Origin of the sequence: Citrobacter sp. ABFQG, from assembly GCF_004322975.1 — a bacterium.
GTDB classification, from domain to species: domain Bacteria; phylum Pseudomonadota; class Gammaproteobacteria; order Enterobacterales; family Enterobacteriaceae; genus Citrobacter; species Citrobacter freundii.
On sequence record NZ_CP036435.1, the window covers coordinates 2,077,104 to 2,092,467 of the forward strand.

At 49.5% G+C, this 15,364-nt stretch carries 12 protein-coding genes and 1 pseudogene; 7 read left to right on the forward strand and 6 right to left on the reverse strand.

Going from position 1 to position 15,364, the window contains the following annotated elements:
* Positions 1 to 156: 156 nt before the first annotated feature.
* Positions 157 to 585, reverse strand: coding sequence for a universal stress protein UspF (uspF, locus tag WN16_RS10040; RefSeq protein WP_003835732.1), 429 nt, complete (start codon positions 583 to 585; stop codon positions 157 to 159).
* 528 nt (positions 586 to 1,113) lie between these two features.
* On the opposite strand from uspF, the gene WN16_RS10045 reads away from it, so the two are divergent.
* Both WN16_RS10045 and WN16_RS10050 read left to right on the forward strand, forming a co-directional pair.
* Positions 1,114 to 2,208, forward strand: a complete 1,095-nt coding sequence (locus WN16_RS10045; RefSeq protein ID WP_003835730.1) for a NapC/NirT family cytochrome c — start codon at positions 1,114 to 1,116, stop codon at positions 2,206 to 2,208.
* Positions 2,209 to 2,228: 20 nt separating this feature from the next.
* Positions 2,229 to 4,673 carry a trimethylamine-N-oxide reductase 2 gene (locus WN16_RS10050; protein WP_003021928.1) on the forward strand — a complete coding sequence of 815 codons (2,445 nt, stop codon included), beginning with the start codon at positions 2,229 to 2,231 and terminating at the stop codon, positions 4,671 to 4,673.
* Positions 4,674 to 4,745: 72 nt separating this feature from the next.
* Here the strand turns inward: WN16_RS10050 and WN16_RS10055 are convergent, their stop codons facing one another.
* The 3 genes and pseudogenes from WN16_RS10055 to WN16_RS10065 form a co-directional block, all read right to left on the reverse strand.
* Positions 4,746 to 5,549 (reverse strand): MBL fold metallo-hydrolase, encoded by an 804-nt coding sequence (locus WN16_RS10055; RefSeq protein WP_016149743.1) that lies wholly within the window; start codon positions 5,547 to 5,549, stop codon positions 4,746 to 4,748.
* Between the two features lie 83 nt (positions 5,550 to 5,632).
* Positions 5,633 to 6,139, reverse strand: a complete 507-nt coding sequence (locus tag WN16_RS10060) for a hypothetical protein (protein ID WP_016149744.1) — start codon at positions 6,137 to 6,139, stop codon at positions 5,633 to 5,635.
* Positions 6,140 to 6,511: 372 nt separating this feature from the next.
* Positions 6,512 to 6,748, reverse strand: a pseudogene (locus WN16_RS10065) (copper-binding protein); the annotation flags it as partial.
* A 61-nt stretch (positions 6,749 to 6,809) separates the two neighbouring features.
* Here WN16_RS10065 and WN16_RS10070 point away from each other — a divergent pair.
* Positions 6,810 to 7,507, forward strand: a protein-coding gene (locus tag WN16_RS10070) for an IS1-like element IS1B family transposase (protein ID WP_095033700.1) whose coding sequence is annotated in 2 segments (ribosomal slippage) — positions 6,810 to 7,059 and positions 7,059 to 7,507 — 699 coding nt in all. Because the reading frame shifts where the segments join, the coding sequence is not laid out codon by codon here.
* A gap of 179 nt (positions 7,508 to 7,686) precedes the next feature.
* On the opposite strand, the gene WN16_RS10075 is transcribed toward WN16_RS10070, so the two are convergent.
* Together WN16_RS10075 and WN16_RS10080 are read right to left on the reverse strand one after the other, a co-directional pair.
* Entirely contained in the window at positions 7,687 to 8,265 is a 579-nt protein-coding gene (locus WN16_RS10075; RefSeq protein ID WP_044699477.1) for a LuxR C-terminal-related transcriptional regulator, read from the reverse strand.
* A gap of 616 nt (positions 8,266 to 8,881) precedes the next feature.
* Complete coding sequence (locus WN16_RS10080; protein ID WP_003021972.1) at positions 8,882 to 10,057, reverse strand: DnaJ family molecular chaperone; 1,176 nt, start codon at positions 10,055 to 10,057, stop codon at positions 8,882 to 8,884.
* A gap of 246 nt (positions 10,058 to 10,303) precedes the next feature.
* Here WN16_RS10080 and pheP point away from each other — a divergent pair, with 246 nt between their 5' ends.
* The 4 genes from pheP to WN16_RS10100 all read left to right on the forward strand — a co-directional run bounded on the left by pheP (position 10,304) and on the right by WN16_RS10100 (position 15,310).
* Positions 10,304 to 11,698: a phenylalanine transporter gene (pheP, locus tag WN16_RS10085; RefSeq protein WP_003021979.1), complete on the forward strand. Its 1,395-nt coding sequence runs from the start codon at positions 10,304 to 10,306 to the stop codon at positions 11,696 to 11,698.
* A gap of 178 nt (positions 11,699 to 11,876) precedes the next feature.
* Complete coding sequence (locus WN16_RS10090) at positions 11,877 to 13,118, forward strand: MFS transporter (protein WP_003835691.1); 1,242 nt, start codon at positions 11,877 to 11,879, stop codon at positions 13,116 to 13,118.
* Between the two features lie 15 nt (positions 13,119 to 13,133).
* Positions 13,134 to 14,162, forward strand: coding sequence for a sugar phosphate isomerase/epimerase family protein (locus tag WN16_RS10095; RefSeq protein WP_044699481.1), 1,029 nt, complete (start codon positions 13,134 to 13,136; stop codon positions 14,160 to 14,162).
* Positions 14,159 to 15,310 carry a Gfo/Idh/MocA family oxidoreductase gene (locus WN16_RS10100; RefSeq protein WP_044699482.1) on the forward strand — a complete coding sequence of 384 codons (1,152 nt, stop codon included), beginning with the start codon at positions 14,159 to 14,161 and terminating at the stop codon, positions 15,308 to 15,310. Before WN16_RS10095 ends, WN16_RS10100 begins: the two co-directional genes overlap by 4 nt.
* Positions 15,311 to 15,364 lie beyond the last annotated feature (54 nt).

Genomic DNA, 15,364 nt, shown 5'->3' on the forward strand with positions numbered 1-15,364 from the left:
TATTTGAAAATCGCTGAACAGCAAAACAGATTTAACTGGAAATTAGGGCGTTGAAGCGATGACCTCGCTATGGTTGTTCCACTCCCAGTTATTTCCATGGTCTTTCATCTTCGTGAACTGAATGGCATTAGCACATTCGCTCCCGTTTTAACCCTATCACCGTACAACCAGCACCGGACATTTCGCGTGGCGTACCACGGCTGCTGCCGTTGAACCCAGCAGATAAGTGCTAAAACCGGGTTTATGTGAGGCGATGACAATAAGCTCGGCGTCTACTGATTCCGCCAGTTTGAGGATCTGATCCTTTGGCGGGCCGTAAACGACATGAGTTTGACTCCTGCCTGCAGGAATATTGAACTGCTTAATAATCTCTTCGAGTTTTTCGCTGGCCTTGGCCTGCAGACCACTTCTGTCCGGGAATTCGGTAGAGTAGGCCAGCCCCAGCGAGGCATAGAACGGAACGGTAGGAATAACGGCTAAAAAGTGAACCTTCGCGGTTTTGGCATGCGCCTGAACCTGTGGAACAACATGGCGAGTCAAATCGGTTTCAGAGATATCAATGGGCACCAGAATTGAGCGATACATATTCACTACCTCCTGTTTGTTTACCTCTACTCTGAGTGTAGCGAAAGTTGTCTTTGTATAATAAGTGACCAGATCAAGGTTACGTGCATAAATGTGCGTCAATGAAATGTGTGTGTCGCATGTCTGGCCGTATATGTATATGTGAGCAAAATTGTAAGACAGATATCTTCATTAATACGTGTAATCGAAAAACAGAAAAGGGTTCTTTTTTATGTGTTTTCATTATATATTTAATTATATAACGATTGTCACCAAAGGATTAATTTCAGCAGCTTTTAATCGTTATCAAACTTTTATTCTGATGTTTGTGTGATTAATAGTTAATCAAACTTTATGTTTGGTTTAAAATTCTAATTTTAAACGAAATTTGATATTTACATTTCGTTCTCATTAATTATGCGAGCCCCTTCAAACTTACCTATTGGCTGATTCTTATTTCTCTCTTCGCTTGATGAATATCAATAAGTAGCTGCTTTAGTATATTTATTGTCTACCTCTAAAAGGGTATTCGTCTGATGGAAATATAAGATGAGAAAAATAAATAAAACTATCATATGGACGATGCTGCTGTGCATTGTTCTTGGTGCAGTTATTGTTTTGGCAGGGCAATGGACATTGCACAAAACCTCGAGCACGGAATTTTGTTTGTCGTGCCATACGATGCAGGCACCTTACGAGGAATATACCGGCTCGGTTCACTTCCAGAATCAGAAAGGCATTCGTGCAGAGTGCGCGGACTGTCATATCCCGGAGGGCGGGCTGGATTATCTGGTGGCTAAGCTGCGGGCCTCAAAAGATGTTTATCACCAGTTCATAACCAAAAAAATCGATACCCCGGAAAAATTTGAAGAACATCGTCTGGAGATGGCGCAAACCGTCTGGGCACAGCTCAAGGCGAGTGATTCTGCGACCTGCCGTAGCTGCCACAGTATGGACGCAATGGATCTTGCTGCACAAAGCGCGGATGCCCAGAAGATGCACAAAATGGGCATCGCGGAAAAGCAAACCTGTATTGATTGCCATAAAGGCGTCGCCCATTTCCCACCTGAAATAAAAATGGATGACAGTGCGCTTAAAGGGCTTGAAGCGCAGTCAGCCTCTACTCCAGCCTCGGCAACTGAGCTTTATGCCGTAAGCAATACCGCGCTTGGCGATCTGGGAACCGTTTACCCGGCAACAAAAATGCAGGTTCTGAAAACAACGGACAACGCACGACTGGTCGAGATTCGCGGTAGCCAGATGCAAGGAAGTGAACAGGTTATTTACTACGCAGCAGGGCAGCGTTTGATTCTTGCCAGCCTGAGTGAAAAAGGTCAGCAGTCGCTGAAGATCCTCTCCGACTGGAAAAAAGATGACTACGGCAATGCGTGGCGAGATGTCGTGCTGCAGGGCGAATGGAGCGGTTCCGCTCTCGCCAGCCGCGAACCCATGTGGGATTACGCACGCAAACTCGACAATGTGTACTGCGCGGGTTGTCATGCGCCAATTCCGGCGAATCATTTCACGCTCAACGCCTGGCCTTCTGTGGCAAAAGGGATGGGTGCTCGTACCAATATCAGTGAAAACGAACTGGATATCCTGAGCCGTTACTTCCAGTACAACGCGAAAGACATGAACAAATAAGCGATAAATCAGGAGAAATCATGAAACTCACAAGACGTGACTTTATCAAGACGGCTGGCGCGGCAACCGGGACAATGGCGATTTCTTCGGTGATCCCAATGCCGGCCTGGGCCGAAGGCCAGAATGGTGGGGCAATCCTGACGGCAGCACGTTGGGGTGCGGTATACGTGGAAGTCAAAGACGGCAAAGTGGTTTCCTCAAAAGGTGCGTTGCCGAAAACGGTGCCGAACTCATTACAGCAAACCGCGCCGGATCAGGTTCATACCAATATCCGCGTTAAGTATCCGATGGTGCGCAAAAGCTATCTGGAAAACCCGGGTAAAGCGGATGGTAAACGTGGTAACGATCCTTTCGTGCGCGTGAGTTGGGAACAAGCGCTGAAGCTCATTCACGAGCAGCATAGCCGGATCCGTAGCAGCTATGGCCCGTCCTCAATATTTGCCGGTTCCTATGGCTGGCGCTCTAGCGGTGTTCTGCATAAGGCGCAAACCCTACTGCAACGCTATATGAGCATGGCCGGTGGCTACGCCGGTCATACCGGAGATTATTCAACCGGGGCAGCGCAGGTGATCATGCCTTACGTTGTGGGATCGGTCGAAGTCTATGAGCAGCAAACCACCTGGCCGATGGTGCTAGAGCACAGTCAGGTCGTGGTGCTGTGGGGGATGAACCCGCTCAATACCCTCAAAATTGCCTGGAGCAGCACGGATGAACAGGGGATTGAATACTTTAATCTGCTGAAAAAATCAGGGAAAAGCGTCATCGCCATCGATCCGATGCGTTCTGAAACCATCGAGTTCTTTGGTGATAATGCGACCTGGATTGCGCCACATATGGGGACCGATGTGGCGATGATGTTAGGGATCGCCCACACGCTGGTGAAGAAAAATCTTCACGACAAAGCCTTCCTGGAAAAATACACCACTGGATATCCGCAGTTTGAAGAGTACCTGCTCGGCAAGAGCGACAAAATTGAGAAAACCGCCGAGTGGGCATCTGGCGTGTGTGGCGTGCCTGCTGAGCAACTGGAAAAGCTGGCGGAAATTTTCTCCAGCAACAAAACCATGCTCATGGCAGGCTGGGGGATTCAGCGTCAGCAATACGGTGAGCAAAAACACTGGATGCTGGTGACTCTGGCGGCGATGCTGGGGCAAATTGGTACCGAAGGCGGTGGTTTCGGGTTCTCTTATCACTATTCTAACGGCGGTAACCCAACACGCACCGGTGGGGTATTGCCAGCAATTTCCGCCAAAATTGAGGGGGGATCATCTGCGGGCAACGACTGGGCGGTTTCCGATGCGGTGACCAGCCTGCCGGTAGCGCGAATTGTCGAGGCGCTGGAAAACCCAGGCGGCAAATATCAGCATAACGGTAAAGAGCAAACCTTCCCGGATATCAAAATGATCTGGTGGGCGGGTGGCGCTAACTTTACCCATCATCAGGATACCAACCGCTTAATCAAAGCCTGGCAGAAGCCTGAACTGGTTGTCATCTCTGAGTGTTACTGGACCGCAGCGGCCAAACACGCCGATATCGTTCTGCCAATCACCACCTCGTTTGAGCGTAATGATCTGACCATGACCGGTGATTACAGTAACCAGCATCTGGTGCCTATGAAGCAGGTCATCGCGCCGCAGTTTGAAGCGCGTAGTGATTTTGACGTATTTGCCGATCTGGCTGAGATGCTCAAGCCGGGTGGTAAGGCGGTCTACACCGAAGGCAAAGACGAAATGGCGTGGCTGAAGCAGTTCTATGACGTCGCGCAAAAAGCCGCCCGCGCCCAGCGTGTCGCCATGCCTCAGTTCAACGCGTTCTGGCAGCAGAATAAACTGATCGAAATGCGTGAGAATGAAAAGAATAACAAATATGTGCGCTACGCGGATTTCCGCAGCGATCCGGTGATGAATGCGCTGGGAACGCCGAGCGGCAAGATAGAAATCTACTCGAAAACGATTGAAGGCTATCAGTATAAAGACTGTCCGCCGCATGCGTCCTGGATTGAACCGGATGAATGGAAAGGAACTGCGGATAAAGATCAGCTGCAGCTACTGACGGCGCACCCGGCACATCGTCTGCATAGCCAGCTGAACTACGCGTCGCTACGTAAAGAATACGCGATTGCCAATCGTGAACCGGTGACGATTCATCCGGATGACGCGAAAGCCAGAGGGATTGTCGAGGGCGATCTGGTTCGTGTATGGAATGCTCGTGGACAGGTTCTGGTGGGGGCGCACGTCAGCGACGGTATCAAACCGGGAATTATCTGTATCCATGAAGGCGCATGGCCGGATATTGAAAACGGTATCTGTAAAAATGGCGGTGCGAACGTGCTGACGGCGGATATCCCAACCTCACGGCTGGCGAATGGCTGTGCGGGGAATACCAGCCTTGTATATGCAGAAAAATTCACCGGTGAAGCGCCAAAACTCACCGTCTTTGATGAGCCAGCAATTGTCACCATGTAATGATGATGGCTGATAAACGGGGGCCGTAAGGCTCCCGTTTTTTATTACTGTTTGGGCAACGTTTTACTGTTGTTACTCAGCCAGTTCAATCACATCTCCCGTTGCCGGTGCGTCAGTTCCCGGTAGCCACAATCGACCCCATGAACCAGTGCAATGACAGCCGAGTAGTTTTTCGGGTTGTTGTTGCTTAATAAATTGTCGGGTCCGCCATAGCTTAGCGGGGGAGGCAGCACGTAAATGAAACCCACCGACCAGGGCATAAATTTGGTTAACCCCTGTGATTTTCTGGCAATGGCGTACGATGTTCTCTATTCCCCGATGCCCGCAACCAGTAATGATGACTAACCCGCGTTCAGATTTATAGATCAACACGCCTTCGTCACTGATGTAATCTGGTTGGAGTGTTTTCTCGCTAATCACACCATAGGATTGTGGCGTGGGAACGCTAATTTCCCCGGACCACAAAAAGCGATCGCTGATAGCCAGCGGCTCGCGGGTGTATTCCATGATGAATCGAGAGTAGTTGTTATCATGCGAGAGTTTTTTAATTTTTCGTGGTGTTCCCGCAACCGTAACTGAGGCGTATCGTTCACAGGCTATTTGGGGATGACAAATGATACGGCTGTTATCCGCAAGCCACGGCACGCCGCCGCAGTGATCGTAATGGCCGTGCGACAACACCACGGCGGTTAAGTGCGTCAGGTCCACGCCCATTTGTGCAGCGTTATGCATGAAGCTGCCATCCGGCCCGGTATCAAACAATATTGTGGTCGTTTCATCCTGAACTAACAGACTTAATCCAGGCTTTGCCAGTAATGTTTTTCCAGCGCCAGCAGCACGTCGGTTTTCAAGCAGCACCGTGAGGGTCAAAGCCATGTCTGACTCCAGTATTAAAACGGCATACTGTAATGCATGGCTGTTGAGGGTGCTGTGATCGCAGCGCTCTTTAGCGGTATCTGTTATTCACGCACAATTTTGCCAGCGTTTCCTGCATCGCTGTCATTCCAGCTACCGCGACCATTTGTTTTAATGGTGTAAGTGGCATAACCGACGCGGAAGGTCATCGTATCCTTATAGGTATTTACGTCACGCACTTCCTTACCATTGACGTAAACGCCGGAATCTTCGACGTGAATATCAACGCTGCGTTGACCATTGGCAAATTTGGCCACGTAATTTCCGCTGAATTTGCCATCAATACCCGCATTATCGTGGTTATCCCGGCCTGTGGTATTTTGCTGCTCTTCACCATGGCGATGATGACGATTTTGCTGGCTGTTATCGCTCTCGATAAAGCCATGATCGTGGTTCCACTGATAGGATTTGTTCACATCACAACCATTGAGTTCGCTCATTTGCGTACAACCTGAACGTTCATATTTTTTCTGCATTGCCGGGGTAATTGCATATGCCGTTGTGGCCGTTGTCAGACCAAGGACCAGGAGGGTCAGCAGACGTTTATTCATTTTTCACTCACTATCATCATTAAGTTTATTTATAGGGACACGAACTTTTTGGCTGTCATTTTTACGACGATGGCAGTCTCCCATTAAATATTAACGACGCATACCAGGGGGAATCCTAATTTATAATTAGGGTGAGGTGATAAATGTTGTGATACGCAACATAATAAGTAGTTGATTTACGATTTTTATACAATCTGAATAAAGAGTTAAAAGGTTTTTACTTTTTAATGGAAGATTTAATGAATTATTAATGTTGACATTAACGATGAACAAGGATGCAGGCTTGTATATAAACAGGCCTGCACGGGGAGAGTAGTCCACAATATTCAAACTTAGCGTATTTATGGATATTGTCGTCAATACAGTTCGTCTTTACCCTTGAGTGGAGATCTGTGCGCGGTGCTGCTCGGCCTGTATCTCATGGGCAAATGAATGGCCGTTATTTACTGATTGGTGAACAACCATTGCTTTTTCATGTTCATTCATTTGTGAAAATGATTGCGAATTGGTTGGTGTTGACGATGAATTATTTGCCTGCGAGGCATGTGCCTGCGCCATTTGTTGATGTGCAGAGGCATCACTGTTATTCATCATTTCATGAGCCATTGCGACCTGGGTGATGCTGCCAACTTACTGATTTAGTGTATGATGGTGTTTTTGAGGTGCTCCAGTGGCTTCTGTTTCTATCAGCTGTCCCTCCTGTTCAGCTACTGACGGGGTGGTGCGTAACGGCAAAAGCACCGCCGGACATCAGCGCTATCTCTGCTCTCACTGCCGTAAAACATGGCAACTGCAGTTCACTTACACCGCTTCTCAACCCGGTACGCACCAGAAAATCATTGATATGGCCATGAATGGCGTTGGATGCCGGGCAACCGCCCGCATTATGGGCGTTGGCCTCAACACGATTTTCCGCCATTTAAAAAACTCAGGCCGCAGTCGGTAACCTCGCGCATACAGCCGGGCAGTGACGTCATCGTCTGCGCGGAAATGGACGAACAGTGGGGATACGTCGGGGCTAAATCGCGCCAGCGCTGGCTGTTTTACGCGTATGACAGGCTCCGGAAGACGGTTGTTGCGCACGTATTCGGTGAACGCACTATGGCGACGCTGGGGCGTCTTATGAGCCTGCTGTCACCCTTTGACGTGGTGATATGGATGACGGATGGCTGGCCGCTGTATGAATCCCGCCTGAAGGGAAAGCTGCACGTAATCAGCAAGCGATATACGCAGCGAATTGAGCGGCATAACCTGAATCTGAGGCAGCACCTGGCACGGCTGGGACGGAAGTCGCTGTCGTTCTCAAAATCGGTGGAGCTGCATGACAAAGTCATCGGGCATTATCTGAACATAAAACATTATCAATAAGTTGGAGTCATTACCGTGTTAATACGTTGAGTTGTTGGCTATGGTTGGCACGCGGATGTGCTACCCGGTAATGGATTTTGGAAATAGGGTTCCCTTCCGTGCGATGCGGAATTAAAAAAGCGAGTCGAAAGAAAACCTATTTAAATAATAACCGTGATAATTGTCCTTAAATAAGTCAGTTACGGCTGGCAATAGTGGGAAATGGTGTACTTGAGCCGGGTGTTATTTTTGCCGAGTTTTCTGGCAATATTGCTTTTGTACGCCCCGATGGTTTTTTCACTTTTTTGTGATGCCCCGGCGATTTGTGTCAGTGACCATCCTCGTGCAAGCATCATCATTACGTTAAATTCGTTAGCTGTAATTTTTGTGTGTAGTTCTTTGATACTTTGTTGTTTTTTGTTTTGCGTGATACGTGTGACGGTCTGTAATAGCTGATCAAGGCTGGTGTCTTGATCGAGAAATTGCATGTTCTTCCCGCAAACGGTTTGAAAAATGGCAAAGGTAGCTTCATCTGCCAAAACAATAATTTTGGTGACAGGTCGTAAAGCCATGTTGCGGATAATCCTGGCATATTTTAAAAAATCTGATTTGTCAGGATTAATGATGATGCAATCCGTTTCATAAGGGAGCATTTTGACAGCAGAAAGTGTCTGGGAGGAGTAGTACGTGATATCAATAAATAATGATGAGCCACGTAGGATTTCTCGCATGCCTAGCCAAGGGTAAATTGAGTCACCCAAAAAAATAGCTTTTGACATAACGATCTCCTTGAAATTTTGGTGCAAGCAGTCGCCTCTTTTTTTAGGTTAAAAAAGAGTTTCTTGCGACGCGTGAAATGTTAATTAAATCTCGTATAACGTTCTGTGCTGTGAACGTATCCTTATTAATTCCAGATCAAACAGAAATTCTCTGTATTAATTAGAATCATTAACTATCCTTAAAGTGGATATTACACTTTGTTAAAATTTAAGATAAATCGTTTATTTCAGCTCTGAGTAAATGATTGATAGATTTCGCTTATGGATCGGGATAATAATAAGAAGGAGGTTTGTATAAAGGCAGGGTATTCCTAGGGTTAAAGAAAGGTATTTATATGTAATGGCTTTAATTTCAATAAGATACTCATTTTTCTTCATGGGATTAATTGAGGGTAGGAGAATTCTTAATCCTGGCCAGGACGTAGGAGGTGGAAGGTCAGGAGAAGAGGGAAATATTGCCGAATTTACACCTATCGGCTAAAAATAGGATCATTCCAGATTATATTTCTACGTTAAAGCAATTTATTAGTGCTTTATCCTTTTTTGGTCTTTTTGTGCCTAATGTTGAAATCTGGCTTGCAGGTGTCATTTTGTCTTAATGCGCTAGCGATAGCGCTTAGCCCGCCAACAGCTCCTGCTCAACCTGTTGCACCTGTTGTTCCAGCGTATTGCGGATTTCCGTAAGCGCCCGTTGTTGATCGGAGAAGTAGGCCTCTTTATCTGTCACGGAGGTGGCAAGCCGCCAGGCGTTCTCCGCTTCCAGTTCGGTAATCTCTTTCAGCAGCGCGTTAATGTGTTCTCTGAGCTGTTGTATTTTGCTGCGTAAATGCTGCAAATCGTTCAATCGGTCACTCGCCATCATCGGTTCGAGGCCGCTTTGCAATTGAGTTAGTAGCGCCCGGACGGCGGCAAGATCGGCATTTTGGCGTGCCTGGTTAAGCTGCACCATCATCTGATGCGCTTTCTCTTTCAGATCATCGGCTACCACATCCGGGTGGCAAAGACGGCTGGCCTGACGCCACAGGCGTTTTAGCTCATTACGTTCATCAGAGGAAAGCCGCTGGTCACGACTAAAACGATGCTGCGCATCCTGCTGCTGCTCCTGATATTCATCATATTCATGGCTGGCCTCTTCCTGTGCCTGACGGGTTGCGCTGTCGTCCTGGCGAGAAAAGTCGTTTTCCAACTCACGAATCTCCGCCAGAAGGGCGGTAATCAGTTCCGTTTGTTGCTGAATACGTTGGCGTGTTTCCACCGATTCGCGCGAATCTGAATTCTGGTTCATCCAGTGCTGCTTGAGCCTTGCCAGTTGATCAACAGCCTGGGAAATATAGTGCTGGCAGGATTGATAGTCTTTTTCCCGGCGTTTTCGCTCCGCTTCCTGTTTGCGCTGGGCGCTGGCGGCGAGCTGTTTACGCAGTTCGAGAATGCGGCTCATCAGCGGTCCAAGACGAAGGTGATACAGATCGTTGAAATCATCGAGGATTTGAATGCGCGTGTTGCGCTTATCGATCAGGTCACGCAGCTGTGTTTCGAGCGCTTTGAGTTCCAGCTTACTGGCGGCAATGGCTGGATCCTGCCACGTAGAGACTGCCCGTTGAGATTGCAGCCAGGCCGAGATTTCACGCAGGGCATCACTAAAGCGTCGTTCTTCGATCGCCTGCACAATGGTGCCTGGCACGACGGATAACGGCTCATTTTTAAGATGCGCCACCTGCTGGAAAATAATCTCCTCATCTTCCAGTTCAATAGCGCTTTTGACGATTTCCAGTCGTTTGATGATCTTATTCATGACAGTCGTTGCCTGGCCTGACTCAAAAACGAGTGGCTGAAGTACAACAGGTTCACCCGTTTGAAAATGTTAGAAAAACAGTAAAGCGCATTCTGTGGCCTGTCATGCCTTTTCGTCCAGAATAATTCACCGTAATTATGAACAAACGCAATGCTACAGGCACGGCAGGTCCTTATTGCGCCTTGCGACAACCAGGTTGAAATGTTAAAAGAAGCCCCTTCAATAAAAACGACACAGGGGAAGGGCGTGAAAAACGCGTCAACTGCATCTGACACCAGCGTGTCTGATGCCGCGTCAACAAATGAGCCGACGCTTCAACGAGGGTTGCAAAACCGCCATATTCAGTTAATTGCACTGGGCGGTGCAATTGGTACGGGCCTGTTTTTGGGCATTGGCCCGGCTATTCAGATGGCGGGACCTGCGGTGTTACTGGGTTACGGTGTGGCCGGGATCATCGCTTTTTTGATCATGCGTCAACTGGGCGAAATGGTAGTGGAAGAACCCGTTTCCGGATCCTTTGCCCACTTTGCCTATAAATACTGGGGACCGTTCGCGGGTTTTCTGTCCGGTTGGAACTACTGGGTGATGTTTGTGCTGGTCGGTATGGCGGAACTGACAGCGGCCGGGATCTATATGCAGTACTGGCTGCCCGATGTCCCGACCTGGATTTGGGCCGCGGCATTCTTCGTGATCATCAACGCCGTCAATCTGGTCAACGTACGTCTGTATGGCGAAACGGAATTCTGGTTCGCACTGATTAAAGTGCTGGCCATTATCGGCATGATAGGTTTTGGCGTGTGGATGCTGTTTTCCGGTAACGGCGGGGAACATGCAAGCATCGATAACCTGTGGCGTTACAACGGCTTTTTTGCTACCGGCTGGAACGGATTAATTCTGTCGCTGGCAGTGATTATGTTCTCCTTTGGCGGGCTGGAGCTTATCGGGATTACCGCCGCGGAAGCGCAGGATCCGCAGAAAAGCATTCCAAAGGCGGTAAACCAGGTGGTGTACCGTATTCTGCTGTTTTACATCGGTTCTCTGGTGGTGCTGTTGGCGCTATACCCGTGGGTGGAAGTGAAATCTAACAGCAGCCCGTTTGTGATGATATTCCATAATCTTGATAGCAACGTGGTGGCTTCTGCGCTGAACTTTGTCATCCTGGTGGCTTCGCTGTCGGTGTATAACAGTGGCGTCTACTCTAACAGTCGTATGCTATTTGGTCTCTCGGTTCAGGGGAACGCGCCGAAGTTCTTAACCCGCGTCAGCCGTCGCGGCGTACCGGTGAATTCACTGATCCTTTCCGGTGCTATTACGTCGCTGGTGGTACTGATCAACTATGTGCTGCCGCAAAAGGCCTTTAGCCTGCTGATGGCGCTGGTGGTGGCGACGCTGCTGCTGAACTGGATTATGATCTGCCTGGCACATCTGCGATTCCGGGCGGCGATGCGTCGCAAGGGACGTGACACGCAGTTTAAAGCGCTGCTGTATCCAGCAGGGAACTACCTGTGTATTGCTTTCCTTGGCATGATCCTGGTGCTGATGTGTACGATGGATGAGATGCGCCTGTCAGCTATCCTGCTGCCAGTGTGGATCATTTTCTTGTTTGTGGCCTTCAAACTGCTGCGTCGTAAGTCCCGCTAAGTTTCTACCTATCTTGTTGCTACCGATCCCATCGTCAGGATGGGATCGGATCCTCCCTCAACGTTTATCGTGACCGTTCTCGCAATTTTGCTTTTGCTGACAGGATCTTTATTTTGTAATCGATTACTTTTCTATTGAGTCTATTTGTAATCGATTACTTTTTAAGGGTGGGGCAAAAATGGTGTCAACAACCGAAAGTAGTGGAAAACAGAGCGTACAGTACCGGCTGCTGGTGCCCCGGCTGTCGCTAATGATGTTCTTACAGTTCTTTATCTGGGGAAGTTGGTCCGTCACGCTGGGGCTGGTGATGAGCCAGCACAACATGTCACTGTTGATTGGGGATGCGTTTTCAGCCGGGCCCATTGCTTCTATTCTGTCGCCGTTCGTCTTAGGGATGCTGGTAGATCGCTTCTTTGCCTCGCAAAAGGTGATGGCAGTGATGCACCTTGCTGGTGCGGCAATCCTGTGGTTTGTTCCGCAGGCATTGGTGGCGCAAAACGGCGCGCTGTTGATTGGTCTGCTGTTTGGCTACACGTTGTGCTATATGCCAACTCTGGCGCTTACTAACAACATTGCTTTTCATAGCCTGTCGGATAAGGACAAAACCTTCCCGGTGGTGCGGGTGTTTGGCACCATTGGCTGGATTGTTGCGGGGATCTTTATCGGTGTAACCGGAATTTCAGACACCACCGGCATCTTTACGCTGGCGGCGATTATCTCTGTGATTCTGGCACTCTACAGCCTGACGCTGCCCAACACACCAGCACCGGCGAAAGGACTGCCGGTAAAAGTTCGCGATCTGTTTTGTGCGGATGCTTTCGCCTTACTCAAGGTTCGTCACTTTTTTGTTTTCTCACTCTGCGCGACGCTCATCTCTGTGCCGTTGGGAACCTATTACGCATATACCGCGTCGTTTCTTGCTGATGCGGGCGTTGGCGACGTCAGTACGGCGATGTCATTTGGTCAGATGTCTGAAATTTTCTTCATGCTGGTAATCCCTTTCCTGTTCAGACGCCTGGGCGTGAAATACATGCTGTTAATCGGGATGTGCGCCTGGTTCGTGCGTTATGCCTTCTTTGCCCTCGGCATCAGCGAAGAGGGCAGATTCCTGCTGTATCTCGGCATTCTGCTGCACGGCGTGTGTTACGACTTCTTCTTCGTGGTCGGCTTTATTTACACCGATCGTATCGCCGGGGAAAAAGTAAAAGGTCAGGCGCAAAGCATGATCGTCATGTTTACCTATGGGATCGGGATGCTGCTGGGCTCGCAAATTTCAGGCGCACTTTACAACCGGCTGGTGGCGGGGCAAACCGTGCCTCAGGCATGGACCACATTCTGGTGGATCCCGGCAGTAGCTGCCGCAGTCATTGCCGTGATTTTCCTTTTCTCTTTCAAGTATGACGATAAAGAGCAGGCGTAATTTTTAGGAGGGGTTATGAAAACCATCAAAGGGCCTGGCATTTTTCTGGCGCAATTTATCGGGGAACGCCCGCCATTTAACACCCTGGAAGGCGTGGCAAAATGGGCAGCGGAGCTGGGCTATAAGGCATTACAAATCCCGTGTAATCACAAGTCGCTGTTTGATGTCGAACAAGCTGCTGTAAGTCAGGCCTATTGTGATGATATTCGCGGGATGCTGGCCGGGCATGGGTTAGTGATTAGCGAATTATCGACCCATCTTGAAGGTCAACTGGTTGCAGTCCATCCGGCTTATGATGACGCTTTTGACGGATTTGCTCCGCCATCTGTACGCGCTAATCCGCAGGCCAGACAGGCGTGGGCCATCGAAACCTTACACCAGGCCGCTGCGGCTTCGCAAAGACTGGGGCTGACTGCGCATGCCACGTTTTCAGGTTCGCTCGCCTGGCCTTTCTTTTATCCATGGCCACCGCATAATCGTCAGCGTTTTGAAGAGGCATTTCTGGAGCTGGCGCGGCGCTGGAGACCGATTCTCGATCGCTTTGATCATCATGGGGTGGATGTTTGCTTTGAGATCCATCCCGGCGAAGATCTGCACGATGGCGTGACGTTTGAGCGTTTTCTTGCGCTGGTTGATAATCATCCTCGCTGCAACATTCTCTATGATCCTAGCCATCTGTTATTGCAGCAGATGAATTATCTTGGATTTATCGATGTTTACCATTCCCGCATTAAAGCGTTTCACGTCAAGGACGCTGAATACCACGCCAGTAGCCGTAGCGGTGCCTATGGCGGTTACCAGCCGTGGCTCGATCGTGCCGGGCGTTTCCGTTCCCTGGGGGACGGGCAGGTCGATTTCAAAACGATCTTCAGCAAGCTCACACAATATGATTTCCCTGGCTGGGCGGTGCTGGAATGGGAGTGTTGCCTGAAAGACGCGCAAACCGGGGCGCGTGAGGGGAGTGATTTTATACGCCGCCATATTATTCCGGTTTCTGCACGCGCATTTGATGATTTCGCCGCTGGCGATGAGGTACGCAAATGATACAGGTTGGCATTATTGGTAGCGGATTTATTGGACCTGCACATATTGAGGCATTGCGTCGACTCGGCGGTCTGAACGTGGTGGCGCTCTGTGATAGCTCGCTGGCGGTTGCCCAGGAACGTGCAGATGCTCTTCATATTCCTCATGCGTATGGCAGCGTTGAGGCGCTGCTGGCGCATCCCGGACTGCAGGTAGTGCATAACTGTACGCCGAATTATCTGCATGCCGACATCAATCGGCAGATTTTACGCGCGGGCCTGCATGTGTTTTCAGAAAAGCCGCTGTGTATGACGCCGGATGAGGCTCGTGAACTGGAAAGGCTGGCACAGCAGGTGGGAGTGGTGCACGGCGTGAGCTTTGTCTATCGTCAGTTTGCAATGGTGCAGCAGGCGGCCAGTATGGTCAGAAGCGGCAGCGTAGGCCGTCTGTTTGCAGTTCAGGGGAGCTATTTGCAGGACTGGATGCTGCTGGAGACTGACTACAACTGGCGGGTCGATGCTGTACAGAGCGGCAATTCGCGGGCGATAGCGGATATCGGTTCACACTGGTGTGACACGGTGCAATTCGTGACTGGAAAACGTATTGTCGAGGTGATGGCAGATTTGGCTATCGTCTGGCCGGTACGTAAAGCCAGCATTGCCAGTAACGCTACGTTTGGTCAGCAAATGGCTGATGTGCAATTTGAGGATAAAGCGGTTACGACGGAAGATCGTGGATCGGTGCTGGTACGTTTTGATGATGGCAGCAAAGGCTGCTTTAGCGTTTCGCAGGTGAGTGCAGGGCGCAAGAATCACCTGAGCTTTGAAATTAACGGTAGCCAGTGTTCACTGCACTGGGATCAGGAAACGCCGCAACAGCTTTGGGTTGGGCACCGTCAGCAGGCGAACCAGATCCTGACGGATGACCCTGGATTGATGAATGCGGATGTTGCTGCCAGTGCGCACTTTCCTGGCGGGCATATTGAGGGCTGGCCGGATGCGTTCAAGAATATGATGCAGCAGTTTTATCAGGCGGTGTCGGCAGGCAAAATGCCCGCGACGGCGGAGCGTCGATTTGCGTCATTTTCTGATGGCGCGGATGTGATGTATATCATTGATGCAATTATAAAAAGCCATCAGCAGCAGCGTTGGATATCAGTACAGCGCTAAACACGCATCCGGTTCGCCAGGCGGCGATTTTATGGTAGCCTCAACGCAAAGCGT

Excerpts from the sequence above, each read along its gene's own strand:
- WN16_RS10045 (WP_003835730.1), top strand. The coding sequence starts at position 1,114 with ATGAGAAAAATAAATAAAACTATCATATGGACGATGCTGCTGTGCATT.
- WN16_RS10060 (WP_016149744.1), bottom strand. The coding sequence starts at position 6,139 with ATGAATAAACGTCTGCTGACCCTCCTGGTCCTTGGTCTGACAACGGCC.
- uspF (WP_003835732.1), bottom strand. The coding sequence starts at position 585 with ATGTATCGCTCAATTCTGGTGCCCATTGATATCTCTGAAACCGATTTG.
- WN16_RS10080 (WP_003021972.1), bottom strand. The coding sequence starts at position 10,057 with ATGAATAAGATCATCAAACGACTGGAAATCGTCAAAAGCGCTATTGAA.
- WN16_RS10100 (WP_044699482.1), top strand. The coding sequence starts at position 14,159 with ATGATACAGGTTGGCATTATTGGTAGCGGATTTATTGGACCTGCACAT.
- WN16_RS10055 (WP_016149743.1), bottom strand. The coding sequence starts at position 5,549 with ATGGCTTTGACCCTCACGGTGCTGCTTGAAAACCGACGTGCTGCTGGC.
- WN16_RS10050 (WP_003021928.1), top strand. The coding sequence starts at position 2,229 with ATGAAACTCACAAGACGTGACTTTATCAAGACGGCTGGCGCGGCAACC.
- WN16_RS10075 (WP_044699477.1), bottom strand. The coding sequence starts at position 8,265 with ATGTCAAAAGCTATTTTTTTGGGTGACTCAATTTACCCTTGGCTAGGC.
- WN16_RS10095 (WP_044699481.1), top strand. The coding sequence starts at position 13,134 with ATGAAAACCATCAAAGGGCCTGGCATTTTTCTGGCGCAATTTATCGGG.
- WN16_RS10090 (WP_003835691.1), top strand. The coding sequence starts at position 11,877 with ATGGTGTCAACAACCGAAAGTAGTGGAAAACAGAGCGTACAGTACCGG.